The following is a 26,264-nucleotide window of genomic DNA, read 5'->3' on the forward strand; positions in this document are numbered from 1 at the left end:
AGTTCCCGGTTTTTTTGTTTTATATCAATTGACTGTAATCTGATTCACTTTTTTTATCCAATAATCATCAGTTACATAAACGTCGTTAATTCCCTTGTAACCTTTTTTTAGAGCGGTTTTTCCAAAAAGTTTGAACATGATTTTCTGGATAAATGGAGGAGGAGATGCAAATAAAGTATCGTCCTTTAATTCATAACCGATGGCGATTCCCTGCCAAAATTCATTGGGTTGCCCTTTGTGGTCTGTTTTCCCTTCGTGCGCCAGTGCCCAAACGGTTCGGATTACTTCCTGCAATTTTCCCGGCGGATCGGAAGAAACCAGAAAAGAACAGACTTTTGAACTGTCCGCAGGTTTAAAAGTGTGCGAAGTGCTTTTGGGAACAATCACAGTTTCGCCTTCGCTTACCCGTATGGTTTTCTTATTCATTAAAAAGTCAAACGAGCCTTCTACAACCGTAAAAGTTTCGTTATAACCCGGATGAATATGTTCCGGCGGGCCGAGACAACCGGGTGGAATGATGCCAAGCCCTTTGATTTCCACTTCACCGTTGTCCTTCTTTATTTTGAGTTCCGCACCATATTCTTTTGTAATCGGGTTGGAAATGATAACAGTTTGTTGCGATAGCAGCAATTTTGCAGTGGGTGAATTTTTATCAAGTGTGACACCTGTTCCCGGTAATGGATTTCCGGTTTTGTCTAAAGTTTGTCCTATTTCGAAAAGCACTGTCATTTCGGTTTATTGCGGGTTTTGATTTAATGGTTTTTACTCTTAAGTCCCGTCGGTTTATGAAGTGGCGGATTTTTGTTGCTGATTTTTCAAATAAAGCTAAAAGTTTGATTGATTTCAACTCGTTCTATTATGAACCGGCGCTAGCTATTTTATAAAACAGCTGTTAGTGGCTGTTTCTTATAGGCAACCAAACATAACCATCTTTGAAATATTCGAATTCAATATGTTGTTTTTTTAATCTTTTATATTCATTATTTGACAAAATTAAACCGTCAAAATATCTTTTTGGAATATAATTTCTTGGATCGAAACCAAGATCATTTACTTCTCTATTTCTAATTTCTCCAATACCATCTTCGTTTATCCAATTTATAATATTCTCATTAGTTACCCTATCCGCTCCCTCGCATTCACAAAAAGCTATTTTAAAATCAAGTTTTAGTTCTTTAATAAATTGGAATAATTGGTCTCTTATTTCACCAAAAAAAGGGAATTCTAAATTTCGTCTATTTCCATCGATTTCCATTTCTTCCGGAAATATTTCAAGGACATAATCAGGTTGTGTATCGAAGTTGGTTTGTGATAAAATATTAGAATAGAGATTTACAATCCTCCCATCTGATAGATTAATTTTTTTTAGAGTTGCTTGGCAATTTTCAGCGATTTGTTTGTCGCTGAAACTTATTCCCATTGACCAATAAAATCCCATTGTTTTTTAGTTTACTGTTTGATGAAATTGACGCTAACTCCCAAATATACAAAATACGGTTCGCAATTAATTATACTAATTTGTGTGAAGTTGTTAAGTTTTATGAAAATTCATTGCTAAATTATTTTGGCATGATTGTAGTATTAAAATTATTTGTATTTTTCAATTCCAAGAAACCTATAAAAAATTATGAAGAAAACAATTTTATTAATTGCGCTTACAATGATTACGTTGGCGGGATACAGTCAGAAAAAGAAAGGAACAGGGAAAGCAGTTGCCGGTACTTCCGCAAAAACTGAAAACGTATCTGTCGAACTGAAAGGGAATAAAATGATTGCCAGTGTAGACAATGTAGGAAAAAAAGAAGAGCTTTTTTCAAAGCCTGTCGAAGCATCGCGTAAAGTTTCGGAAGCTAAAGTTACTAAATTCAAAACACAGGGAACGGATTTGTTCTATATCAGTTGGAAAGAAGAAGGGACTGTAAAAACCGATTTAAAGAAAGAAGATGCTACTGCAATTGTTTCTGAAATATGGGATGTAACAACCAAAACCCAAATGATTGGTAACACCCAAACCACTACACATATCGTTGAGAAAGTATTCTTGGACCGATTAAAAAACGCTTCTGAAACCCAGGAAAAAATGCGTCGCGAAGGCTTTGAGTTTTCCTTATTACCCAACGGCGACTTTATCTTAAAGGATAAAAAAAGCGAAACGAAATATTCCTATAATGCTACCGATAAAAAATATGTTGCAGCCTCAGCAGGTGGTGCAAAGAAAAAGAAATAAGATTCAGATATTCAAAATAAAAAACTCCTCAAAAATTACTTTGAGGAGTTTTTTTATGATCGATTTTTTATTTACTGCAATGCTTTTCCATCGAAAACCACGCCCTGCCATCCAAATTCCATGAAGTTGCGAATGTTCTGATGATCGGTTCCGTCGGGGTTTTCCAAAACGTCAACTCTGTAATAATCGCCAAATAGCTGTAGTGTTTGCTCTATTGTTAACGAATGCGTGCTTGCAAAATAAAATATTTTACAGGAACCGTTGTTCTGATTCGCTTCGTTCACCAGGTTGCCGTTTGTGAAACGGGTGGGAGTAAAACTGTATTTAGCGTCAATGTATTCGATTACTTCAGCAAACGAAATCGTTTCGGGTTGGGTTTTAATTTTTGCAATTAAATCTATTGGCATAATCGTTATTTTTTATCGGAACCAGTTTCCTATTTTTTGGAACATTCTTCCGAAAAAGGTTCGCTTCTTGTATGAAGTTAAAACAATACCAACAGTTACATGAATAGTTTCGTCCTCATTCATAGTTAAGCAATAGCTGTTTGATTTACCAACTATAATGGATTGAGTTTTCATCCCTATAAACGAAAACTCTAAATTATCTCCTTCTTTAGCATTAATTTTATATTTTCCATCAAAATCAGTTTGCGTTCCCTTAAAAGAATTTTTCACAATAATACTTATTCCGGGTAAAGGAATTCCTGATGAATCTTTAATAATTCCTGAAATTTCTTTTTCCTGATTATCATTTTCAAGGTCTAATTTTTTTGAAATAACTTTAGTGTCAGTCTGTTCCGTTTTCGGTTTTTCCTGAGCAGTAGCTACGTTATTTCCAATGCTCAAAAAACTCAAAACAGCTGTGGAAGCTGCAATCCAGATGGAACTTTTCTCTTTTCGTTCAAACAAATCACGATCAAGCTGTGTTTTCTGAAAACGGCCGCAAAGGTGTTTATCAGTTTTTAATGCTTTAATGATTTCAGTATCAGAAGCAAGTGTGAAATCGATTACGTTTTTTTGACAAGAGGTACAAAACCTTCCTTTTTCCACAGGAGTCATGGCTTGCCAGTTTTCATGACAAGGTTCAGGAACGGATATGTTGTAACTTCTTTTCAAAAAGAATAACTCAAAACTTATAACTCATAATTTATAACTACTCCGAAATCTTAATTTCAAACATTTTGTCCCAGTTTTTACCGGTAACGAAAATAGTTTTGGTTTTCGGGTTGTAAGCAATTCCGTTTAACACGTCTAAATCCGGATGTTTGCTCACTTTTGATTTTAAATCCGTTAAATTGATAACCGCTTCCACAGCTCCGTTTTTGGGATTGATGATCGCAATAGCATCCATTTGGTAGATGTTGGCATAAATTTTCCCGTCAATCCATTCCATTTCGTTTACGGCCTTGATTTTGGATCCGGCTGTATAAACGTTGATATATTCCACTTCTTTGAAATCAGCAGGGTTTACAAAATAGATTTTTTCGGAACCGTCAGACATCAAAAGGTTTTTACCGTCGTTAGTTAAACCCCAGCCTTCCATGTTTTTGAAGTATTTGAAGGTTTTTTCTTTTTCAAACGTATCTAAATTGTACACGTATCCTTCGTTGTTTTGCCAAGTGATCTGGTACACTTTATTGTTTAAAACGGTACAGCCTTCTCCGAAAACAGTATCCGGTAATTCTACAATCTTTGTTACTTTTCCGGTTTTGTAGTCGGTTTTGCGTAAAGATGATTTTCCGCGCACGCCGCTTCCGTTTCCGGCACCGTTTCCGGTACTTTCAATCAAAACATCGTTATTGAACTCCAATCCCTGCGTATACGCTTTCAAATCATGTGGATAGGTGTTTACGATGGTATATTTCAAAAGTTTAGGTTCAATGTTGGAAACCAATTCCACACGGTAGGTAGCTTCGCTGTTTTCTCCTTCATAATAAGCCAATGCTTTGATGTTCTGGTAGCCTAATTTTTGATCGGCAAACGGGAAATCCAGTTTTTCGTTTCCTTTTACGGATCCGATTTTTTTGTCGTTGATATAGTAAATTACAGAATCAACTGCTTTGTTTTCCGGATTCTTTAGGGTCAGGGAAAAGGATTCCTCAGGCTTATACTGTACTTTAAAGTTGTCAGAATTGATGGAAAATAAGTTTTCTTCATTTTTTTTTGTACTGTCGCACGAAACAATGATTGTACTTAATAAAATGAAAGCTAACGAGTTATATTTTTTCATTGGTTTAAAATTAATAAAAGCAATATACAACGATATTTTATATCCTCAAATTGCCTTGCAAAAAAATAAAAAAGTTGTACATTTGCAACGGCAAGTCCTACACGACCAGCTCCTGCAGACTCCTCCAGGGTGGGAACGCAGCAAAGGTATGTGGTTGTAGCGGTGCGATGTAGGTCGCTTGCCATTTTTTTAAAGCTTAAAGCAAAAAATAAAATAGTATTAAGTATCTCCCTTGAGGAGATTTTTTTATTTTAGGACCATTCAAACTCTGGCAATGGTTTTATCCTGGCAAATCGTTCGTTTCAATCTTAAAGAAACCTTTTCAATTTCTTACGGCAGTTATTCCTTCAGGGAAGCGCTTGAAGTGCAACTTTCCAAACACGGTTATTCGGGTTATGGTGAATGTACCGGAATTGATTATTATCACATCAGTTTATCGGATTTTGAACAAAAACTGCACACTATTAAGCATCAGATTGAAAGTCAGAAGATTAACCATCCAACAGATTTTTATCGGTTTTTAGAAAGTTTGCAGTTACCGAGTTTCCTTCGTTCGGCTTTGGATTGTGCGTATTGGGATTTGTTTGGAAAATTGGAAAACCGCAGTTTTATCGAACTGAATGCCATCAAAATAAACGATTTACCGGAATCTTCCATTACCATAAGTGCCGCACCGATTGAGGAGCAACTTTCAAAAATTGAAAAATCGTCCTGGCCAAAATTTAAAGTGAAATGCAATCATTTTGAGGAGAAAGAAATCGAAAGGCTTGTAAATTGCGGTAAAACCATCGCTTTAGATGCTAACGGAAGTTATTCGGTTGAACAATGCAAATGGTTGGAAAACTATGAACTTTCAAAGCAGTTTACCTATGTGGAACAGCCGATGAAACCTTCAAAAGAAAATTATTCCAATCTTGATTCTGATGCATTCCCGAATTGGATGGCTGATGAAGATTGTCAGGAAAACATCGATTTGAAAGAACTTCAGCCACATTACCCAAGCATCAATATCAAACTCGTAAAATGCGGCGGGCTGACTCCTGCTTTGGAATTGATTAAAAATGCCCGTGCGTTGAATTTCAAAATTATGATTGGCTGCATGACGGAATCTACGGTTGGAATTTCTGCAGGCGCTGTTTTAGTGCCACTGGTTGATTTTGTCGATTTAGACGGCGCTAATTTAATTGCCAATGATATTGCAGACGGTTCCAAAATTGAATTCGGAAAAGTGCTTCTTTCTGAAAAACCGGGCTTGGGAATTCAGATTTTATAGTCGGAAAACGTCTAAAAATGCTTACTTTCGCAGTGCTTTACTAAAATCAATCAAATGAATAAAGTGGTTTTGATTACCGGAGGTTCATCCGGAATTGGGAAATCCGTTGGTGAATTTTTGCATCAGAAAGGGTATACGGTTTACGGAACCAGTAGAAATCCTGAGCGAATTGAAAATTCTGTTTTTCCGTTAGTTGCTTTGGATGTTCGTAACACTGAAAGCATTAAAAAAGCGGTCGCAGAAGTTATCGAAAAATCAGGTCGCCTGGATGTTGTCATCAACAATGCAGGTGTCGGAATCACTGGTCCTTTGGAAGAAATTCCACTGGAAGAAATCAAAAACAATTTTGAAACCAATTTTTTCGGCCCGATCGAAGTGATGAAAGCGGTTTTACCACAAATGCGCACTCAGAAATCAGGTTTGATTATCAACGTGACTTCTATTGCCGGTTATATGGGGTTGCCATACCGAAGCGTATATTCCGCTTCAAAAGGTGCTTTGGAACTGATTACCGAAGCTTTGCGGATGGAAACCAAATCCTTCGGGATTCATATAACGAATGTGGCTCCCGGGGATTTTGCCACTAATATTGCAGCGGGACGTTATCATGCGCCGGTTGTCAAAGGTTCGGCTTATGAAACAGTCTACGGAAATATCCTGAAAGAAATGGATTCCCACGTAGACAGCGGCAGCGATCCGAATGACATGGCTTTGGCAGTTTATGCGATCATGCAAAAACCAAATCCTGATATCCATTATAAAGTAGGAGCTTTTATGCAGAAATTTTCGATAGTACTGAAACGGGTACTTCCGGATAAAATGTATGAGAAATTATTAATGAACCATTATAAGTTGTAATTTTGCAACCGATTTATCAAATTTAGAAACACAACTATTGTATATATGAAGTTTTTTATTGACACAGCAAATTTAGAGCAGATTAAAGAAGCTCAGGCGTTAGGGATTTTAGATGGTGTTACCACAAACCCGTCGTTAATGGCAAAAGAAGGTATCACCGGAAAAAATAATATCCTTAAACATTATGTGGATATCTGTAATATCGTAGACGGTGATGTAAGTGCCGAAGTGAACGCATTGGATTTCGAAGGTATGATCAAAGAAGGTGAGGAGCTTGCTGATTTACACGAGCAAATCGTTGTAAAATTACCAATGACAAAAGAAGGCATAAAAGCCTGTAAATATTTTTCAGACAGAGGAATCAAAACGAACGTAACATTAGTGTTCTCGGCAGGTCAGGCTTTATTGGCTGCTAAAGCGGGCGCTACTTATGTTTCTCCGTTCTTAGGTCGTTTGGATGATGTTTCTACAGATGGTTTAAACTTAATTGACGAAATCCGTCAGATTTATGACAACTATGCTTTCGAAACACAGATTTTAGCAGCATCCGTTCGTCACACTATGCACGTGGTTAACTGTGCTAAAATTGGTGCTGATGTAATGACCGGGCCTTTATCATCTATCACAGGATTATTGAAACACCCTCTTACGGATATCGGAATCGCTCAGTTTATTGCGGATTACGAGAAAGGGAATAAGTAATTAGTATTCAGTCGCAGTTTTCAGTTATTCACTTTACTTAAAAAATAAAAAAGGATTCAATTTTATTGAATCCTTTTTTTATACTGTTTTTTCTGCGACTGCGACTGTAAACTGCGACTGTAAACTGCGACTGTAAACTGCGACTGTGAACTGTGACTGAAAACTATTTTAAATATTTCTCAAAATCGGCATCAAATAAACTGATGAATGCGTTTTTAATAGTGCCATCAGGGTTTAATAACATGGTTCTGTGGATTTTTGTGATAACCCATTCGTCTTTCAGTTTTTGGCAATCGCTGGCATGTAATTCTACGGTATTCTGAAAAGCATAGTTGCCTAACGTGCTTGTCCATACTTCTTTCGATTCGTCAATATTGATGGCGATAAAATTAAGTTCCGGGTGTTTAACCTTAAGTTCCATGACTTTTTTATGAGCACCTTCCAAATGTGATTTCGCACTGATAGTCCAGAAGAAAACAACGGTTGGGCCGTTTACCATGTGATTGAAATCTACTTTTTCGCCAAAAACATTAATGAAATCTTCTTTAGGTAATTTTTTACCTGGTGTTAAGAACTGTACCGCATCACTGATTTTTTTAATTTCATTATGCTTGCTCTTATCTGTAGACAATTGGAAATACCTGTCGAAGAATTTCTTGTTGTTCGACATGTTTTGGTCTTCAAGCAAATACATAAAAGCAATGTTGTTCAAAACCGCATTTTTGATTTTCTTGTTGTCAATAAGCGTATCGGTAATGTTCAGCTTTTTGATGTTGTATTCCAATGCCTGTTTTTCGTACTGGTTTTCGCTGCTGCAATCCCTGTAAACATAATTGTTCAGCATGGTATTCAGGTAACGGACAAAGGGAACGAATGTGCTTAGTTCTTCATTGTTGAAGTCTATATTTTTCCGGTAAGCATAATAATCTTTCGGTAAATTTCTGCAAACGTCTTCGCCGGTTCTTCTTTTGTGTGCAATCGGGTAGATCTCTTTTTTGGCCAAATGGGTTAAATCTACATAAGCTTTTGCATACTGATCGAATTTTTCATCCCAGCCGATTTCCGTTTTACGACGTAAATAGAATGATTTTTTTACGTTGTATGCAGAATCAATGCTTTTTGAAAACTGTTTATAGTCTTTATCGTAAACATCAAACGAAGCGTTTCGGTCTTCCTCATTTTTAAGGAACATCTCGATCAGGAAATTGTTTTTAAGATTACCTCTCCCACAGAAAACAAGCGAATTGTCGAATTCTTTGGTGTTCAGGCGAATCATCAAACTGTCGTTCTTGTCGAAATAAATGTATTGGTATTCCGGCTCGTGCTTGAAGGTGTACATGCCCGGTGCCAACGAATCGATTTTTTTAAGGAAACGGTTGTTTTTGTCTAATAAAATGGAGTCGATTACCTCGTTGTCTTTCAGTAAAAGGACATAACGGTTATTCGGATTTACGATTTCTCCTCCAAAATAAGCCGTGAAATTGTCATCCTTAAACTCCTTCTTACAGGAACATAAAGAACAAAGGGTAACCGCTGTTAACGGAAGTAGTAGGTTTTTAAAATAGGCAAACATTCAAAATCAGTTAATTACCAAAACAAAAGTAACTTTGTAATACTTAACTTGCTGTTAATGTACAGTTAAATTAAGCATAAAGACATTCTAAATAAACCGGCTCAAAACTCCGTTATTTTTTCTACTTTTGCAACACTTTTATAAAAAATAAGAAATCAATGTTAACAGTTTCAAATTTATCGGTACAATTTGGCAAGCGAATTTTGTTCGACGAAGTAAACGTGACTTTTACCCAAGGTAACTGCTACGGTATTATTGGTGCAAACGGTGCCGGAAAATCAACGTTCTTAAAAATATTATCGGGAGATATCGATCCTACTTCGGGACGTGTTATTCTTGAGCCGGGAAAACGTATGTCGGTTTTAAACCAGAACCACAATATGTTCGACGAACATACCGTTTTGGAAACCGTTTTGATGGGGAATAAAGTATTGTTTGCCATTAAAAAGGAAATGGATGATTTATATGCCGATTACGACGATAAAAATGCCGACAGAATTGGAGAATTGCAAATGCAGTTTGACGAAATGAACGGATGGAATGCCGAGTCTGATGCGGGAGCCATGCTTTCCAATTTAGGAATCGGAGCGGAACATCACTACACGATGATGAGCGACATGGAAGGAAAGATGAAAGTACGTGTGTTATTGGCACAGGCGCTTTTCGGAAACCCGGATGTACTGATCATGGATGAGCCTACCAACGACCTTGACTTTGAAACGATCGGTTGGTTGGAGAATTTCTTAGCGAATTATGACAATACGGTTTTAGTGGTTTCTCACGACCGTCACTTCCTCGACGCGGTTTGTACGCATGTTTCGGATATCGACTTCGGGAAAATCAACCATTATTCCGGTAACTATACTTTCTGGTATGAGTCGTCTCAATTAGCGGCTAAACAGCGAGCACAGCAAAATAAGAAAGCGGAAGAGAAAAAAGCGGAATTAGAAGAATTTATCCGTCGTTTCTCGGCGAACGTTGCAAAATCCAAACAGGCAACTTCCCGTAAAAAAATGATCGATAAATTGAATCTGGATGAAATAAAACCGTCAAGCCGTCGTTATCCTGCCATTATTTTTGATCAGGAAAGAGAAGCGGGAGATCAGATTTTAAATGTTCAGGGATTAAGTTATACTTTGGAAGGAGAGACCTTGTTTAAAGATATCGATTTGAATATGGCCAAAGGCGATAAAGTTGTGGTTTTTTCAAAAGATTCCCGTGCAACTTCAGCCTTTTATGAAATCTTAAACGACAACTTAAAAGCCGATAGCGGAACTTACGAATGGGGAATTACAACCACACAATCGTATTTACCGGCAGATAACCACAGTTTCTTTGAAAACGATTTGACTTTGGTGGACTGGTTACGTCAATGGGCGAAAACAGAACCGGAAAGAGATGAAGTATACGTTCGCGGATTCTTAGGAAAAATGATTTTCTCAGGAGAAGAAGCTTTAAAAACAGGACGTGTTTTATCAGGAGGAGAAAAAGTACGTTGTATGTTGTCAAGAATGATGCTGATGAGAGCCAACGTGTTAATGCTTGACGAGCCAACCAATCACTTGGATTTGGAGTCGATTACAGCCTTCAACAACTCGTTGAAAAACTTCAAAGGTTCAGTATTGTTCACAACACATGACCACGAGTTTGCACAAACGGTTGCCAACAGAGTAGTGGAAATCACGCCAAACGGAGTTATCGACCGTTACATGACTTTCGATGATTACTTAGATGATCCGAAAATCAAAGAATTGAGAACGAAGATGTATTCTTAAATACAATAAAATCCCGCTTGTACAGCGGGATTTTTTGTTTCATATTATAGGTCTTTCGGAACTAATTTGTTTTGCGGTTTTGTCAGTAGTGATATAGGTAAACCGACACACAGGATAATTATTACTATTCCCTTTAAAGCGCCAATAAAATTTAATGGAAATTGGGGAGTATTTGAAAGTGGTAAAATGATAAGGTTCATAAATCCCCAAATGAATAAGCCGTATATAAGGCCTTTAATGATTTTATTATTTGTAAAAGAAATGATCCTGTTCATTATAAAGTAGTAAAAAGCGGCAAAACTTATAGCAATTAAGAAATGTAACAGCGCTCCATAAAGTATCATTTCGTATCCGCCTGTGAATGCTTTTTCTCCAAAAATACCACTGGATATAAATTTAAAAACTCTTTCAGCATTCATTTTTCCAAGAAATATAACCGCGGCAAGGCCATCTAATAGCCCTGCAATGAAGCCTGTTGTAAGGATTTGCTTAAATATGGTTTTCATAATTGTTTTAGTTTTTCAGGTAATTACGTTTCAGTGAACTAATAGCCATTATGTTTGCTTTGTTAAATTTATAATAAAATTCCTATATTTGATAGATATACTTCAGTGTTTAAAAAACATTTTTTGTGCATAAAAATTACAATAATTTAATAAAATTAACAAAAAAGATAGGTAAACATAAATGAAGTGTAACATAGAATTAAAAGTAATTGATTTTTGATAAAATACTTTTGCCATGTCTAACTAATCACAAAAACAATGAAAAAAATTTTTACGATTTTAATTGTATTGGTCTGTTTTTCAGTAAGGTCGCAAACGCTTTATCCTTACCTGCAAAACGCAATGCCATCATCAATTTATGTCAATTGGAAAACTGACAGTAATCCGGAATCCATTGTGGAATACGGTACTACTTCTTCCAGTTTGAATGTTACCACAACCGGTAATACCAACATCTTTACGGACTCCGGATATCCCGGGAATTATTATTACCATTCCGTAAAACTGACTAATCTTACGCCAAACACGAAGTATTATTACAGAATTAAAACGGGAGCCGCCGTGTCTGCAATCCACTCTTTTAAAACACTGCCACTTCCAGGCCAGGCTGCCACTGCGGATGGGCATATCCGCTTTTTGATAATGGGGGACAATCAGTTGAAAGCCGTTCCGCGTTATGATTCTTTGGTTTCGGCTGCAAAAAGAAAAATTAAACAAAAATGGGGTTCGAATCTATCACCGGAAGATAACATTGCCATGACGTTTATGGTTGGGGATCAGGTAGATGTAGGAACTCTGGATCATTATGAGAACGTTCATTTTAAGAAAAACAGAGGCCTTTCTGCTAATATTCCGATTCAGACCACGGTTGGAAATCATGAAACCTATGGGACTTTAGGAATGAGTTCTTATTACGATCATTTTTACATCAGTGAAATCAGTTATAAGGGGATTACTTCAGGAAATGAAAATTATTATGCGCATCAGGCCGGGAACGTTTTGTTTATCAGTTTGAGTTCTGAACATACAGGTGCAGCGCAATTGACTTGGTTACAACAGGTTTTAGCCGCAGCAAATACGGATACGACGGTTGATTGGATTTTTTCTTTAAGCCACAGACCTTATCAGGCCGAACAATATGTAGGTGATATTTCCACTTGGGTTAGGAATACCGCAGTTCCTTTATTAGTAACTTCCTCAAAATATGCAATGCACATCGGGGCGCACCATCACTTGTACCACAGAGGACAATTAAAGAATACGCCAACGTACAATATTATTTCGGGAGGAACTGCGTGGGATCAGTATTGGGGATCTTCAACCGAACAGGACTTTGATGATGTTCAGAAAACAATATGCAACTGGATTTATCAAATTGTTGATATTGATGTGGTTAACGGAAAAATGGATATCGAAAGTTATTCCATAGGAAGTGTGGACCGTTGGAAGAACAATCAGCTGATGGACACCTTTCACAGGTATAAAAACCAGCCGGCTCCTGCAAAACCTTCTATTACCAATACTTTTCCGGCAAGTGTTACTTTGCCTTTAACGGTTAATGGATCGGCTTTTAGTACCACAACAAATGAATTGTTGAATACAAGTCAATTTTTGATTTCACAGTCGCCAACTTTCGATATCATTAAAAAAGAAGTGTACCGTGATTTTGAAAATTTATATGGGAAATACGGAACGCAAAAGGATTCTACGGTAAATATCAATTTAGGTGTGGATATTACCAAAATGACTTTGGCTTCCAATTCACTTCCTAACGGACAGTATTATGTGAAATTGCGTTACAGGGACCGAAATTTGGAATGGTCACCATGGAGCGATGTTAAAACACTTACAATCTCCGGAAGTACTGTTGTAAATACTGAAATAACCACAGATGCAGCAACATACGCTCAAAATGCAGCCATCAGGGTTAATTATACGGATGCTCCGGCAAGTACTTCCACTTGGATTGGTTTGTATAAAGAAGGGCAGACCCCGGGCGCTGTAGCTTCTCAGGCATGGCAATACACAAACGGCAGCGCCAGTGGTTTCATAAATTTCGCCAGCGGATTACCTAACAAAGGCCGTTACTTCGCAGCCATTTTTTCTAACGGAGGTTATACGGAAATCGCAGCCCGAAAATATTTTTACGTTGGACCTGTTCCGGTATTAAGTACGAATCAGGCGGAGTATCCGGTAGGAGCGTCGGTTACGGTTACCTTTAGTAATGGTCCGCAGTTAACCAACGACTGGATCGGTATTTATAAGATGGGTGTTACGCCGGGAGGTAGTGTGGCTTCTACGGCTTGGCAATATGTGACAACTGCTTCTGGATCAAAAGTGTTTAATAACCTGCCAAAAGGGTATTATTATGCGGAATATTATCTGCAAAACGGATACAACGCAATTGGAAACAAAGTGTTCTTTAAAGTAGGGGATATTGTAACAGAATTATGGATCAATAAGCCGGTTTATGATTTAGGGGAACAAATTACAGCTTCCTGGACCGATGCTCCGGGAATTGTAAAAGACTGGTTGGGGATTTACCGTCAGGGCGATAACCCAAATGTAAATCCGTTGGTGAGTTATACTTATTTTAATGGACTTGCGGAAGGATCAACGAATATTACCGGAGCCAATATTCCAACACAAACCGGAAATTATTTCCTTGTAATGTTTACCAATGATTCTTATAACGAAGTGTCTAACCGTGTAACTTTCCAAGTGGTTTCTAATCTGGATAAAGATGAATTTAAGATTGATAACGGCTTAAAAGTGTATCCGAATCCGACTAAAAATGACAAACAGACTTTCATCCAGTCGGAATATCCTATTGATATGATTGAGATATTCAGTACGGAAGGGAAACTGCTTTACGCAACCAAAAACGTAAACAACAATAAATACTCCCTGATTACTCAGGATTTACCTAAAGGTGTTTATGTTTTAAAAATCCATTCCCGAAAATTATTTACAGCGAAACTGATTGTGGAATAATTAGTTGAATAACAGAATTGAAAATCCCGCTTTTATAGCGGGATTTTTTGTTTTTTAGAACGTATAATGTTGTTACTGTTTTATTTGCGATTGTATAAAAACGGTTTTTATCAGAAGATTTACTTCAATCTTACAAAAAAAGAATGTTTAGGAATAGTAAATTTTTGTATTCCATAACCGTTTGTTGACGGAAAAGAAGAATACAACTCCATTACATTATTTTGGGTGTTTATTGTTTTAACAATTCCGCAATGTCCCCAGATTTCCGTCCAAAATTGTACAAAATCCCCTTCGCAGACTTCATTTATGTTTTTTATCGGAATCCCGACACCTTTTTCAATAAGTGAATAGTACACGCCTTTAGGAATATCAGAATCCGTCTTTAATAAGTCATGAATATTCTGGGTTGTAATAATTCGTATTCTTTGTTTATCAATAGCGTTTAAACTTTGAACTTTTTCTAGTATTTGAATTACTAATTCCGTGCATACCGCTTTTTCATAAGTTGCTGAAATTTCGGGGCCATATTTTTTCACATTGTTTACGATTAACTGATTCTTTTTGGGAATATCTGTTACTCTTGTTGTTTCCTCATTGGTTTTTGCTGAAAGTAGGTTTTCCGTTTTCTTAGCATCGGTACAACTAATTGAAATAAGTATAAAAGGCAGAAGTAATTTTAAAGGCATCATTTTCAGAGGGTTTGTTTACTTGTTCATAGAAATAACAGGGGAACTTAAAATAAATTAAAGCCCGTGTATCTCTAAAACGATAAAATCACCTCTTACGTATGCGGGAGAAGTTTTTTGCAAAGTAATTTTCCGTAATCAAACTTCCATTTTGAAAAAAACTTCACGCCTTAACACTCAAAAAAACTGCTGAGTTATTATTCGAAACCCTCTATGTATTTCAGCAGCAAACACTTGCTGTTCTTTACAATGTCCAGCATTTTGTCAAAATTAGATATATCTGAATTGTAAAATTTCAGTAAATCAGCTGTCAGTTCTCCTGCTTGTTGTTCGTCTAATTCATGGTTTCGGATAAAACCTATAAGCGATGCCCCAATCCCAAAGAAATCATAAGCATACTTGTCGTGTAAATGTTTGGCCAAAGCATAATTTTCCATAGGGTTTAAGTCGCCTGAAAAATAACCGTTTGGAAACCCGCAGATGGCTTCGTATGATTTGTCTGTCGGGACGATCATTACCATTATTTGTTTGTCCAAATATTCAACAGGGGATTTGTTGATGGTTTCTAACAATAAAAGTTCTTCATCGCCAAGGGATAAGCCCCATTCTGAGACGTTTGAAAAATCGACTTCTTTTGCCTTTTTTAAAAAATTCTCTTTTCGTATGAAAAATTCGGATGGCGTGGAAAGGTAGCCGATATGTTCCCCGTCTTCAAAAGCCGCAGGGTCGATTCCGGACAAGTCATATCCTTCGGTATCATCAAGGTCATGATACATTGTTGCATGTGTACTGGTATATTCGGCCTGACCTAAATCATCTAAAGTAATAATGATGGATTTGCCTGTATTGTTTTTTCTGAAGGTTTGAAACGCCTCGATTACTTCATCTAAAGATGTATGTCCTTCAATTATATAGTTGTCAAAAAGATCGGTTTCCAGGAACTTTATTTGCATAGTCATTGTTTAAATAGTTTACATGTTTTGCAGCTTGTGGCGATGCCGGCTAAGCGGAATAATATTGGTTATTTTACTCGGAATGTGTTCATAATGCTTAATTCTTTTTCATTGTTTTCATTAGAACCTTTCATTTCGGTCAGGCATTCTAAAGTATACACTTTATGATTTTTAATACAGACATAACGCACCCACATATACTTGTCAACCCGTAATCGTTTTTCATAGAATTGATAATTGTCCAGCCTTGTTATTCGTGTGTAATTTTCAGAATTGATTGTTTTCTCGAAAGAAGAGGTCCCGCTTCCAAGTCTTGAGCAATCCGAGACCTTTAACTTTATTAGAGGTATTTTGGGTTTTTCAATAGTATTAGTATCCCTTGTTATTTCAAACATAGTACAAAACAGGTTCTCACATTTTTCAGAAATGATATTAAAATTCAGATTTTCAGAATAATATTGAATAGAATACTCATCCGTTTCATATTTAATAAGCCTGTTTTCGGCTTTCTGTTGTGAAAAGGAAACATTGATAAAAAGTCCAAAAAACAGTATCAGTATGATTTTCATTCGTGTGTTTTTTAAGTTTTTACGGTTAGTGTATGTTGAAGAGGATAAAGTATCATTGGTTATATGCTCATCGCTTAAAATCACTAAAGTCTGTTTATACTTCATTAAGCATAATTTCATAACTCTCATTATCAAAACTAACAAGTGTTACTTCTTCAATTTCAGGGTGTTCCTTTAAAAAATCCTTTATTGTGGTAACAGCAATTTTGGCAGCCCTATCTTTTGGGAATCTGTAAATTCCGGTACTGATACCCGGAAATGCTATTGTCTTGCAATTATTTTCAATCGCTAGTTTTAAAGCATTTTTATAACAATTGGTCAGTTTTTCATCTTCGTTTTTGTTGCCGTTGTTCCAAACCGGGCCAACGGTATGGATTACATATTTAGCTGGTAATTTTCCTGCTGTTGTTATAACAGCTTCACCGACTTTACAGCCGCCTTGTTTGGCTATTATTTTTCTGCAGTCTTCAAGGATTTCCGGGCCTCCTGCACGATGAATGGCGCCGTCAACACCGCCGCCGCCCAAAAGAGACGTATTCGCGGCATTTACAATTGCATCAACTTTAATCTTGGTTATATCGCCTTCGATTACGTTTATTTTTCCCATTGTGTTTGGATTTTATATTTGCATGAAAGAGAAAACACCAGAAGGAATGCAAAAACGATATTTTTCATGATAGTATTTTACTAATTAAGTACAAAACCACAAGGCACTGAATTCCTCGTGGACTTCTTTCGAATTCAGTTCTTCAACAGCTTTAATAATCCACTTGGAATCCGAATCGGAAAACCAAATTACAACAAAATCATTACCTGTATTAAAGTTGAATACACTGTTTTCTGCTTTTAATTCTTTTAAAGCCGATAAAATAACGCCCATGAATTTAGTAAACAGTTTCGCTTCCTCATCATACATAGCGTCAGTTTCACGTTCAAGATGACTGAATGTAATTCTGAAATCATTATTAATTTCAGTAAATAAAGGATTTAATGCGTTTAGGGCGGTTGTATCGTAATTGTCCCATTCGTCTACACTATACTTATAATAAGCATCATCGCTTTTTATTTTGGAAAGTGTATTATAAGACGGAACCAGCTCATTCACTTCATATTCATCTCCCGGATGAATGGCATAAGCATATAAATCCGGATGCTCAGATTTTAGTTTGGTCACATTTTCGGAAACCGCTGTTTTTATGCTGATTTTTAAGTTATCCCATTTTTCGGAATTCCAGAAAACATCCTGCACATTTTCGGATTTAGGTGTTTTTGGCACCCAAAATTGCCACCATTGTTTAGCCATAGTTGATAATTGTCTTGGTCAAAAGTAAAAATACATTATTAAAAATCGTGCAGTTATTGCTAATTCTGTTGAAGGAATTTAATAAAAGCATCATCATTACCGTTGAAAACATCATAGTCGTTACTGTAACTATTTAAACTGTAATCAGGCATTTTTTGCCATATCGTCCAGGAATTGTTCTTCCAAACCGCCGGGATATTTGGGGTGCTGCCATTGTTGTAGTCGGCGATCCATAAGGCATATTTTCCAAAAGCCGGATTGTTGATTTGCGCGTTCCCGATATTGGTATCGGTATACAAAATGGGCTTTCTTCCTGTTTTTTGCTGGAGGATTTTTAAAAAGGTCAATAAGTTTTTTTGGATGAGCGTCTTGTCACAGCCTTTGTCAATACTGTTTTCTTCGAAATCCACAATGGGAGGGAAGTCGGTACTGGAAAGGGGTCCGATGGTAGAAAGGAAATAATTAGCCTGCTGCGTCGGATCATCCGAACAATGATAAAAATGATATGCACCTCTAACAAAACCATTGCCCTGAATCATAGCCCAATTGCTTTTGAAATCCGGATCGGTATACGTAACGCCTTCCGTGGCTTTGCAGATTACGAAAGAGAGTTTATTTCCTTTGGCATTCAGATAATCAATTTCATCACCCTGATAATGAGAAATATCGATGCCGTAAACCAAAGTATCGGCATTGGATTTATTTTCCGTTTGAATATCGTTAAAATTCGCTTTATTTTTTGCGTAATAACCGATTGAAAAAAACGTAATCAAAGAGAATAGGAGGAAACGTAGTTGTGTTGTCATACAATTGTTTTGAAAATTAAAAATGTAAGATTTTTTGTAAAAATAAAAAATCCGTCACAAGTAAATGCAGTGACGGATGTTTTTTTGATAGGTTGTTGTTTTAACTGTTGTTTAAAACTACTGATAGCATTAGTTTTTATTTTGTATTAATTTTTGCTTTTAGGTTATATCCTTTAACGGTTATCAATTCTTCGACATAAGTTCCCATAAACGGTACTGCCTTGTTGTCTATTATTTTGTAAAACTCCTTTGGATATTCTTGTTCAATAAGTTTAGGGTTTAAATTAGAAACATCAAACCAAACTGATTTGTCAAATTTGATTTTTTTAGGTTTGATTACTTTATCTTTTTGGTATTTATTGTATTTATAAGGACTGCCAGGGCATGCCCATTTTCCATTTTTTGTTTTATATAAATCAAAATACTGATATTTTTCGTGATACAGTTTTCCACAATACTCCCCCACAAAAAGTAGAACATTATCATATTTGCTAAAGTTTGGTTTCCCAAAATGATCTAAAGCAGTAAAAGTTATTATATTCTTAGGAAAATTTCCATAAATATTTTTCTCGATTTTATATATTGACTTGAACTTTGCATCAAATAACTCAATGTCGTTACAGTAATAAGGCTGTATTTCTCCAGTCACGTCGATTTTTTTTCCAATAAAAATATAGTAATTTGTTGGTTCAATTTGTTCACAACTCACATATTCTACGCAAGGTTCTCGTTCTAATTGAATTTTTATACTTTTCATTTTGAGCAAATCAGAGACTAAATATTTTTGTGTAATATGTCTGTGAACAGAAAAGAAAATTGAATCTGTGAGTCTTGCTGTAATAATGAAATGACCTGTTGAATCAGAATGTGTTACATATTTTTTATTCTTACATAATTCTTGATAGCCGTCCCAATTTTTTGAGTCAAATGCTTTCTTTCTAAATTTTCTTAATGTATCATTTACATCAATTCCAACAAAACCATTTACCTTAAAAGTATTTAAAGCAGTCCCTTCAATTCTAACAACCTGTGATTTAGAGAACTGAAAGCTAAATAATAGTAAGAATATAAAGATTTTATTAATCATGTTTTTGGAATAAGATTGCGTACAACTTCTAAATACGTTTTCAAAAGACATCTACACCAACCAAATATACTAAAATTCCTGCAAGACAATCAATCAAAAAAGCACCTTGTTTTTAAAACCTATGATTGCGAGAAGCTGTGATCAAAAATAATTTTGAAAAAAAATAATCACAAAACTGTGATCAGAATTTTTTATTTTAAAATAAAATCACAATCTTGTGATCAAATTAAAAAACTGCGAAAAAAAAATCACAGTCTTATAAAAATCAATTCGTATGGTAAGCAACCGGGACTTTAGAACCACTTTAGGCATCACACAGGAAGAATTAGCTATGTTGTTAAAAACGACCAAAAGCCAAATCGCGATGTTTGAACTCGGGGTACGGGATTTACCAGCCGCCAAAATGCTGAAACTCGTTACGTTGTACAATCACGTACAAAGCAAACAGCAGGAAAACACCACAGTGATACACGATAAAGCGGAAAACGCCAAATGCATACCAATGCTTGAGCGGGAACTCAGCAACAGCGAAATGGAAGTATACCTGCTAAACCGAGAACTGGAGCAATTAAAAGCGAAGTATCAGAAAAGCGTTTCCGTTTTGGAATTAGCCGCGTTTCTGGAAACCGAAACTTCGGAAAAAGATAAACTTTCACAGGGTTTAACAGAAGTTTTGCGCATTAAAGCCAAGAGAGGCATTGATAAGTATGGCAAGACCGTTCAGTTACAATGCGAACTTAAATTAAAGGCGGTGCAGCAGTATCAAAAGGAATTAAAAAAAGAGTTGGAGCGCTATAATGAGCAATCCTGATTTTTTTTTTCCTATTCTTCAACCTTATAGAATAGCGGAGAATTAAATGGACTAAACACCTTTTTCAATTTTGACGGACAGTAAATTACATTTTGTCTCTCTTATTGTCTTTCTTAAATGTTTTTATCGTCAAACAGGTCAATAACAAAGTCATTCCCAGAAAAAGTACAGATAAAATCCCATAAACCAATACTGCCTGTTCGTGATAAACTATAGCAGTATTTTCATCGAAATAGTTTCCTTCTGAATTATAATTTAGTGCCAGACGTTCTGCAAATACCAATACCAAAAGGATTGTTATTACTGTTAAAGCCGCTGTGCCAATTGTGAAAAGTATTCGTTTCATTGTTGTTATTGTGTCGTCACGCCATTACCGCTAACTTTTAAACAAATTGCTTTTTCAAAGGAAAATCCTGTTTGATGCTTTCAAGTTTTTCTTTATCCAGTGGTTTGTTCAGAAAGCGGATTACACAAGGATTTTCTTCGGCCCGTTTCAGATCATCAGGGTGTACCGAAGTGGTAATCATCATGATGATGCAGTTTGTCTTGATTGTTTCGGAAAGTTTTGAGTATTCATCAAGGAATTCGTGACCGTTCATTCCCGGCATATTAATATCGAGGAAGATAAGCTGAGGAAGCATCTGTGGCGTATTCTCTAATGAAATCAGATAGTTGAGCGCTTCAATTGCGGATTCATGTAAAACGACTTCTTCTGCAAAATGGTTTTTTTCTGCCAATCGTTTTGCAATATAACGATCTGTTGCGCTATCGTCTATAACGAGAATTTTTTTGAAATAAGGGTTTGTAATTGTATGATCCATAAGTAAAAGTTAGTTTAGTTATTTGGGATTTTAATAGCGAATGTGGTTCCTTCACCAATTTCAGATTGCACTTCTATATTACCATTAAGTTTGCTGATTGCCTCTTTTACGATATAAAGCCCGAGGCCTGAGCCAACAGATTCATGCGATACCCGATAAAACATATCGAATATTTTCGGATGTAATTCTTTGCGGATTCCGATACCGTTGTCACTGATAACAATATTTGCCTCGGTAGTGGAAGAATCTATTTTTATATTGACAAAAGGATCGGTAACATTAGGATTTTGATACCGGATGGCATTTGAAATGAGATTGTTTAAAATGGTAACCAGACGGTTTTTATCGGAATGAAAGGGAATATCACCACTGATATCAATTTTGAAATCAACTACTCTGTTAGTGTCGCCCATAAATTTCAGATTTTGCGTCACATCCTCGAGAAGCTCATAAAAGTTGATAGGTTCTTTATGGATTTCCATGCGTGAGTTGCGGGAATAGTCTAGAATGTCACAAATAAAACCATCGAGTTTTTTGGCGTTTCCTTTTAACATTTGGAGATGCCCTTGCATTAATTCATCAGAGGTGTCGTCCTGTGCAATTTCAATAAGGCCAAGCATTGAATTCAGTGGTGCGCGTAAATCATGTGAGGTGCTGTAAACAAAACGGTCCAGTTCATAATTTGCCGTTTTCAGCTCCTGATTTTCAATTTCCCGTTTCTTAAAAGTCAGTTCGATATGGGCTTCACTGTATTTTTTAAATTGATACGCCCATAATCCGCAAAGTCCGAAAATTGCAGTTGCCAGCACTATATGAATAATAAAGGTCTGCAGCGACATATAATCCAACTGCGTGAAATAAATCTCCTCAAAACCGATGTATTGCAAATAACCGAATAGTCCATGGTGAATGGCCACAACCAATGCAAGGGGTATCTGTAGTTTCCAGTTTTGATAGGTAATAAGTATTGCACTGGCTACAAATGCTGTAAAGTGCATTTCGAACATACCGTGCATCTGGTAAATATATTGCGCCATAAAAATCCCTAACACAGTACTAAGTACATACTGATAAAGGTTTGATTCCGGCAAGGCGAATTTTGCAGAGTAATAGGCAACGACTGACAAACCTCCAACTCCAATAGCAATTTCCCAGGTGTCATAATAAAAGGCAAGTAGTAAGCCGGCAACAAAAAAGCTGAAAATAAAATAGTTAATTAAATTATCAGATTTTCTTTTTATTGCAGAAAGAAACTCCTGAATATGCACGGACTGTTCTGTATTTTCTGATTCCTTTGTCATAATTATTTTTCACAATTTGGTAATGAACATCCGTACGCTTTTAAGGCAAGGTCGCTAAAGGAAGGATTCTGATTTTTATTTAGTAGGGAATCTAAAGCCATTTGTGCAAAATAGCTTTTAGTGTCAGTACAGTAACGGCTTTTATTGTAATTGCCACGATAGTACAGCTTATGATTTTCGTCAAGAATTACAGCCTGTGGGGTTGAAAAAACGCCGCAGGAAGTTGCGATGGATTTATCAAATAAAACAGGAATTGTCAAGTCGAATTTATCTTGAATATCCTGTTCGTTATAGCTCTTGTCTTTGTTGATTACAACGATGGCAAATGAGATTTTATCGCCATATTTTTTTACCAAAGATTCAATGTGAGGAACATTAAAACGGGAGCAAGGGCAATCCGGGTTAAAAAAGTGCAGGAAAAGGGGCTTGCTTTTTTTTGCTGCAAGCTTTCCGTTAAGATTTATGTGTTCGCCTATGGCAACAGTTTGATAGTCTTTAGGCAGGGGAGTCGGTAAACTGTATTTGTACTCATTACGCCAAAAGAGAAAAGATATAGCAGCAAGTATAATGGCAAACCATATTGTAAGTACTATTTTGATTTTAAGTCCCATTTTTCAAAAATTTCCACTTAGTAATTAAAGTAACGAGATGAATTTAGGAAAGGGGGTAAATAACCACTTTGCTTAAATCTTTAATCCCTCTTTTTTGTTGAAAAAGAGAAACTAAAGCCTAAGCAAGTTATGAAAAAAAACTTACAGAATCAATTTTTTTTTTGTCATTGTGAATAAAATCAGCAAATTTAAAACAGCTTGTAAAAAGTAGGGTTTTATTTATAAGCCAAATTGTGGTTTATTTGAAATTTTTTAGGGCAGGAGGTAAGGGAACAAATTCGGTTTCACCTGGAACTTTCGGAAAGGTTTGGTTTTCCCAATCGGTTTTGGCCTGTTCGATGCGCACTTTTCTTGAGGAAACGAAGTTCCAGTAAATAAAGCGTTCTTCCGGGAAAGCTTCCCCACCAAAAATATAAACGGTCGTATTTTCGGCCATTTCGAATTCACATAATTTGCTGTCTTTGGCAATCAGGATTTGTTTGGGTTCAAATACGTTTTCTTCGCTCTTGATGCTGCCTTCAAGGATATACAAAGCACTTTCACCAAATAAATAATCACCAATTCTTACTTTTTGTGCCGAAGTCGATTTGATTTCCAGAAAATACATCGGGCTGTAAACCGGAACTGGGGATTTTCTGCCAAAAGCTTCACCGGCAATCAGTTTGATGGAAACACCGTCCTGTTCCCAATGCGGTAAATCGTCTTTTTCCACGTGGGTGAAACTAGGTTCCATTTCTTCCAATTCCTTCGGGAGTGCCACCCAGATTTGTAAACCATGCAACATTTTATCGGAAGTTCGAAGGTATTGCGGTGTACGTTCCGAATGGACAATGCCTTTTCCGGCAGTCATCCAGTTTACGGCTCCGGGCTGGATTTCCACTTCGGTTCCAAGACTGTCTTTGTGCATGATGCTGCCTTCAAAAAGGTAAGTCAGTGTGGAAAGCCCAATGTGCGGATGCGGTCCCACGTCTAGATTCTGATAGTCTTTTAAGCAGGTTGGCCCCATATGGTCAATAAAAGCAAAAGGGCCAACGGTTCTTTTTTCGCGGAAAGGAAGCAATCGGCCTACCATGAAATTCCCGATATCGGCTGAGCGTTCTTCTATGATTAATTGTACGTTTGACATAGTTTAATGTATTTTTCCATCTTTAAATAATACCTGAAAAAAGCCCGGCACTGTGGCTTCCCGGTTCCAATCCCGCTGTAATTCACATAGCAATTGGTTCACCGAAATAAGCTGGCTCCCGGCCTGTTCCATTCTTCTGAGCGCAATTGCATGTGCTTCCGATGATGTTCCGCCAACAGCATCAACCACTGGAAAAACCTCAAATCCTTCTTTTAGAGCGTCTAATGCAGGAAAGGTTAGGCAGGCTTCTGTCCAGAGTGCTGCCATGATTAGTTTTTTTCTGCCGGTTGCTTTAACCGCATCATAAAACTCCTTGTCTTCCCAAGCGTTAATGCTGGTGCGGTCATAGGAAGGTTCTAATGCCAAAACTTCTTTTAAAGGCGCAATGGTGTCCTGATTTCTTCCGGTTTGTACGTTTACCGTCGATAAAATTACGGGAATATTGTAAACTTTAGCCGTTTTTGCCAGACGGACAATCTGCTCGACCAAAAAAGTTTGATCCATGGATTTGATAGAGGAAACCTGAATTGGTTGATAATCAATGATAATAAGCGCTGAATTTTCAGGACTTAATAAGTGATCGTTTTCGGGGTCTCGGATGGGTGATTTACTGCTCATAACAAATTGTAGTTAAATTAAGATTTATTCCTCAAATCCTTTAAAATCTTCGGCTACAATGCGCTTCCATTCCGGATGTCTTTTGATGTAGGCAAAAACCAATGGGCAAAGCGGAACAAGTTTATAATGGTTTTGTTCAATATACTCCAGCGTTTTTTCGATTACGGCAGTTGCAGCGCCTTTGCCTTCCAGTTCGGGTTCCACTTCAGTATGAATCAAAGTGATTTTTTCCGGACGTTCTTTATAATCAATAAAGGCTTTGTGTCCGTCAAAAGTAATTTCAAAACGATGGTTTTCTTCGTTTTTGACAAGTGGGATGTGTTCGAATTCAGGTTTCATGTTTTTTATTGATTATGTGTGGATTTGGTTATGTGTTTATTTAGAATTTAAATTTAACCATATAAGCTATATAAGCACAAGAAGGTTAAAACTTATATGACTTATACGGTTATTTTATATTTAGAATTTAGAATTTAGAATTTGGAATTTCCCCTTTCTTAATCCTCAAGGTGCCCAAATTTACCATTATTAAAATCGTCAATCGCCTGAACGATTTCTTCTCTGGTATTCATTACAAATGGACCGTGAGGGAAAATCGGCTCGTTAATTGGTTCGCCGCTTAAAACCAATACTACTGAATTTTCAAGAGCTTCTATGGTGAATTCTTCGCCTTCATTTTCAAACAGAACGAAATGATCTGTTGGAACGATTTCGGAATCATTCACTTTGATGCTTCCTTCGATTACCAATGCCGCCGTGTTGAAATTGGCTGGGAACGAGAAGGTTGCTTTTCCGTCTTTGTTCAGTTTGGCGTTTTGCATGTTTACGGGTGTGAATGTTGAAGCCGGACCTTTTACATCTTTATAATTTCCGGCAATAACTTCGATGAAACCAGCATCATTATCTAGTTCATAACGTCCCATTTCAGCGTTGGTGATTGCCTGATATTTCGGTTGGCTCATTTTGTCTTTAGCCGGCAAATTGACCCAAAGTTGCACCATCTGGAATTCACCGCCAGTTTTGCTAAATGCTTCTTCATGGTATTCTTTGTGTAAAACCCCCGAAGCTGCCGTCATCCATTGTACATCGCCTTCACCGATGATTCCGCCACCGCCGGCACTGTCATGGTGCGCTACTTTGCCTTTGTAAGCAATGGTTACGGTTTCAAAACCTCGGTGCGGATGTACACCGACACCTTTTGGAATTTCAGAAGGAGGGAAGTTGTATTTAGAGTTGTAATCCAGCATAATAAAAGGGCTCATGCGTTCCATATCCAAACGAAAACCGCTTGGGATAAAGTTGTGAACTCTGAAGCCGTCCCCTACAAAATGCGGTGCTCTTGGCTCGGCTACCAATTCTATATTTTTTGTTGCCATTGTTTTATTCTTTTAAATTGATACACAAAGTTACTGCATCAGAATTCGGAAAGTAC

The 26,264-nt window shown here is 36.8% G+C and carries 29 protein-coding genes and 1 other RNA gene; 8 read left to right on the forward strand and 22 right to left on the reverse strand.

Features of this window, described 5'->3' with window-relative positions; translation table 11 throughout:
* Positions 1–24 precede the first annotated feature (24 nt).
* Positions 25–729 carry a cupin domain-containing protein gene (locus ACWPKD_RS01890; RefSeq protein ID WP_455410983.1) on the reverse strand — a complete coding sequence of 235 codons (705 nt, stop codon included), beginning with the start codon at positions 727–729 and terminating at the stop codon, positions 25–27.
* A gap of 163 nt (positions 730–892) precedes the next feature.
* The gene (locus ACWPKD_RS01895) at positions 893–1,438 is read right to left on the reverse strand and encodes a hypothetical protein (protein WP_455410984.1); all 546 of its coding nucleotides are present in this window, start codon (positions 1,436–1,438) and stop codon (positions 893–895) included.
* Between the two features lie 189 nt (positions 1,439–1,627).
* Between ACWPKD_RS01895 and ACWPKD_RS01900 the strand changes: the two genes are divergently transcribed.
* The gene (locus tag ACWPKD_RS01900; protein WP_455410985.1) at positions 1,628–2,227 is read left to right on the forward strand and encodes a hypothetical protein; all 600 of its coding nucleotides are present in this window, start codon (positions 1,628–1,630) and stop codon (positions 2,225–2,227) included.
* Between the two features lie 71 nt (positions 2,228–2,298).
* Here the strand turns inward: ACWPKD_RS01900 and ACWPKD_RS01905 are convergent, their stop codons facing one another.
* The 3 genes from ACWPKD_RS01905 to ACWPKD_RS01915 are packed head-to-tail and all read right to left on the reverse strand — an operon-like array spanning position 2,299 to position 4,459.
* Entirely contained in the window at positions 2,299–2,634 is a 336-nt protein-coding gene (locus ACWPKD_RS01905) for a HopJ type III effector protein (protein ID WP_455410986.1), read from the reverse strand.
* 12 nt (positions 2,635–2,646) lie between these two features.
* A complete protein-coding gene (locus ACWPKD_RS01910; protein ID WP_455410987.1) occupies positions 2,647–3,345 on the reverse strand; it encodes a carboxypeptidase-like regulatory domain-containing protein in 699 nt (232 codons plus the stop codon).
* A gap of 37 nt (positions 3,346–3,382) precedes the next feature.
* Entirely contained in the window at positions 3,383–4,459 is a 1,077-nt protein-coding gene (locus ACWPKD_RS01915; protein WP_455410988.1) for a glutaminyl-peptide cyclotransferase, read from the reverse strand.
* Between the two features lie 88 nt (positions 4,460–4,547).
* Between ACWPKD_RS01915 and ffs the strand changes: the two genes are divergently transcribed.
* From ffs to fsa, 4 genes are all read left to right on the forward strand, one after another.
* Positions 4,548–4,645, forward strand: an RNA gene (gene ffs / locus ACWPKD_RS01920) — signal recognition particle sRNA small type.
* 88 nt (positions 4,646–4,733) lie between these two features.
* A complete protein-coding gene (locus ACWPKD_RS01925; RefSeq protein ID WP_455410989.1) occupies positions 4,734–5,732 on the forward strand; it encodes an enolase C-terminal domain-like protein in 999 nt (332 codons plus the stop codon).
* Between the two features lie 54 nt (positions 5,733–5,786).
* On the forward strand, positions 5,787–6,590 hold the full coding sequence (locus tag ACWPKD_RS01930; protein WP_455410990.1) for an SDR family oxidoreductase: 804 nt from the start codon (positions 5,787–5,789) through the stop codon (positions 6,588–6,590).
* A gap of 45 nt (positions 6,591–6,635) precedes the next feature.
* A complete protein-coding gene (gene fsa, locus ACWPKD_RS01935; protein WP_455410991.1) occupies positions 6,636–7,292 on the forward strand; it encodes a fructose-6-phosphate aldolase in 657 nt (218 codons plus the stop codon).
* A 163-nt stretch (positions 7,293–7,455) separates the two neighbouring features.
* Here the strand turns inward: fsa and ACWPKD_RS01940 are convergent, their stop codons facing one another.
* Positions 7,456–8,865: a TlpA family protein disulfide reductase gene (locus ACWPKD_RS01940; protein ID WP_455410992.1), complete on the reverse strand. Its 1,410-nt coding sequence runs from the start codon at positions 8,863–8,865 to the stop codon at positions 7,456–7,458.
* A 158-nt stretch (positions 8,866–9,023) separates the two neighbouring features.
* On the opposite strand from ACWPKD_RS01940, the gene ACWPKD_RS01945 reads away from it, so the two are divergent.
* Positions 9,024–10,640 carry an ABC-F family ATP-binding cassette domain-containing protein gene (locus tag ACWPKD_RS01945; protein ID WP_455410993.1) on the forward strand — a complete coding sequence of 539 codons (1,617 nt, stop codon included), beginning with the start codon at positions 9,024–9,026 and terminating at the stop codon, positions 10,638–10,640.
* Between the two features lie 44 nt (positions 10,641–10,684).
* Here the strand turns inward: ACWPKD_RS01945 and ACWPKD_RS01950 are convergent, their stop codons facing one another.
* On the reverse strand, positions 10,685–11,146 hold the full coding sequence (locus tag ACWPKD_RS01950) for a DUF1440 domain-containing protein (RefSeq protein ID WP_455410994.1): 462 nt from the start codon (positions 11,144–11,146) through the stop codon (positions 10,685–10,687).
* 258 nt (positions 11,147–11,404) lie between these two features.
* On the opposite strand from ACWPKD_RS01950, the gene ACWPKD_RS01955 reads away from it, so the two are divergent.
* Positions 11,405–14,140 (forward strand): fibronectin type III domain-containing protein, encoded by a 2,736-nt coding sequence (locus ACWPKD_RS01955; RefSeq protein ID WP_455410995.1) that lies wholly within the window; start codon positions 11,405–11,407, stop codon positions 14,138–14,140.
* Between the two features lie 119 nt (positions 14,141–14,259).
* Here the strand turns inward: ACWPKD_RS01955 and ACWPKD_RS01960 are convergent, their stop codons facing one another.
* From ACWPKD_RS01960 to ACWPKD_RS01990, 7 genes are all read right to left on the reverse strand, one after another.
* Positions 14,260–14,829: a hypothetical protein gene (locus ACWPKD_RS01960; RefSeq protein ID WP_455410996.1), complete on the reverse strand. Its 570-nt coding sequence runs from the start codon at positions 14,827–14,829 to the stop codon at positions 14,260–14,262.
* 194 nt (positions 14,830–15,023) lie between these two features.
* A complete protein-coding gene (locus tag ACWPKD_RS01965) occupies positions 15,024–15,785 on the reverse strand; it encodes a hypothetical protein (protein ID WP_455410997.1) in 762 nt (253 codons plus the stop codon).
* A 62-nt stretch (positions 15,786–15,847) separates the two neighbouring features.
* Entirely contained in the window at positions 15,848–16,453 is a 606-nt protein-coding gene (locus tag ACWPKD_RS01970) for a hypothetical protein (protein ID WP_455410998.1), read from the reverse strand.
* The gene (locus ACWPKD_RS01975) at positions 16,443–16,955 is read right to left on the reverse strand and encodes an O-acetyl-ADP-ribose deacetylase (RefSeq protein ID WP_455410999.1); all 513 of its coding nucleotides are present in this window, start codon (positions 16,953–16,955) and stop codon (positions 16,443–16,445) included. Before ACWPKD_RS01975 ends, ACWPKD_RS01970 begins: the two co-directional genes overlap by 11 nt.
* An 84-nt stretch (positions 16,956–17,039) precedes the next feature.
* A complete protein-coding gene (locus tag ACWPKD_RS01980; RefSeq protein WP_455411000.1) occupies positions 17,040–17,651 on the reverse strand; it encodes a DUF4303 domain-containing protein in 612 nt (203 codons plus the stop codon).
* A gap of 59 nt (positions 17,652–17,710) precedes the next feature.
* Complete coding sequence (locus ACWPKD_RS01985) at positions 17,711–18,457, reverse strand: glycoside hydrolase family 25 protein (RefSeq protein ID WP_455411001.1); 747 nt, start codon at positions 18,455–18,457, stop codon at positions 17,711–17,713.
* A gap of 136 nt (positions 18,458–18,593) precedes the next feature.
* Positions 18,594–19,544: a hypothetical protein gene (locus ACWPKD_RS01990; RefSeq protein ID WP_455411002.1), complete on the reverse strand. Its 951-nt coding sequence runs from the start codon at positions 19,542–19,544 to the stop codon at positions 18,594–18,596.
* A 274-nt stretch (positions 19,545–19,818) separates the two neighbouring features.
* Here ACWPKD_RS01990 and ACWPKD_RS01995 point away from each other — a divergent pair, with 274 nt between their 5' ends.
* On the forward strand, positions 19,819–20,355 hold the full coding sequence (locus tag ACWPKD_RS01995) for a helix-turn-helix domain-containing protein (RefSeq protein WP_455411003.1): 537 nt from the start codon (positions 19,819–19,821) through the stop codon (positions 20,353–20,355).
* Between the two features lie 85 nt (positions 20,356–20,440).
* Here ACWPKD_RS01995 and ACWPKD_RS02000 read toward each other — a convergent pair whose 3' ends face one another.
* From ACWPKD_RS02000 to ACWPKD_RS02035, 8 genes are all read right to left on the reverse strand, one after another.
* Positions 20,441–20,701, reverse strand: coding sequence for a hypothetical protein (locus ACWPKD_RS02000; protein ID WP_455411004.1), 261 nt, complete (start codon positions 20,699–20,701; stop codon positions 20,441–20,443).
* A gap of 37 nt (positions 20,702–20,738) precedes the next feature.
* Positions 20,739–21,176, reverse strand: a complete 438-nt coding sequence (locus tag ACWPKD_RS02005) for a response regulator (RefSeq protein ID WP_455411005.1) — start codon at positions 21,174–21,176, stop codon at positions 20,739–20,741.
* A gap of 14 nt (positions 21,177–21,190) precedes the next feature.
* Complete coding sequence (locus ACWPKD_RS02010) at positions 21,191–22,477, reverse strand: sensor histidine kinase (RefSeq protein WP_455411006.1); 1,287 nt, start codon at positions 22,475–22,477, stop codon at positions 21,191–21,193.
* 2 nt (positions 22,478–22,479) lie between these two features.
* The gene (locus ACWPKD_RS02015) at positions 22,480–23,088 is read right to left on the reverse strand and encodes a TlpA family protein disulfide reductase (RefSeq protein WP_455411007.1); all 609 of its coding nucleotides are present in this window, start codon (positions 23,086–23,088) and stop codon (positions 22,480–22,482) included.
* Positions 23,089–23,326: 238 nt separating this feature from the next.
* The gene (locus ACWPKD_RS02020) at positions 23,327–24,214 is read right to left on the reverse strand and encodes a pirin family protein (protein ID WP_455411008.1); all 888 of its coding nucleotides are present in this window, start codon (positions 24,212–24,214) and stop codon (positions 23,327–23,329) included.
* A gap of 3 nt (positions 24,215–24,217) precedes the next feature.
* A complete protein-coding gene (locus ACWPKD_RS02025; RefSeq protein ID WP_455411009.1) occupies positions 24,218–24,832 on the reverse strand; it encodes a hydrolase in 615 nt (204 codons plus the stop codon).
* 24 nt (positions 24,833–24,856) lie between these two features.
* Complete coding sequence (locus tag ACWPKD_RS02030; protein ID WP_455411010.1) at positions 24,857–25,171, reverse strand: GNAT family N-acetyltransferase; 315 nt, start codon at positions 25,169–25,171, stop codon at positions 24,857–24,859.
* Between the two features lie 158 nt (positions 25,172–25,329).
* On the reverse strand, positions 25,330–26,208 hold the full coding sequence (locus tag ACWPKD_RS02035) for a pirin family protein (RefSeq protein WP_455411011.1): 879 nt from the start codon (positions 26,206–26,208) through the stop codon (positions 25,330–25,332).
* Between the last annotated feature and the right edge of the window lie 56 nt (positions 26,209–26,264).

Source organism: Flavobacterium pedocola, assembly GCF_053764385.1.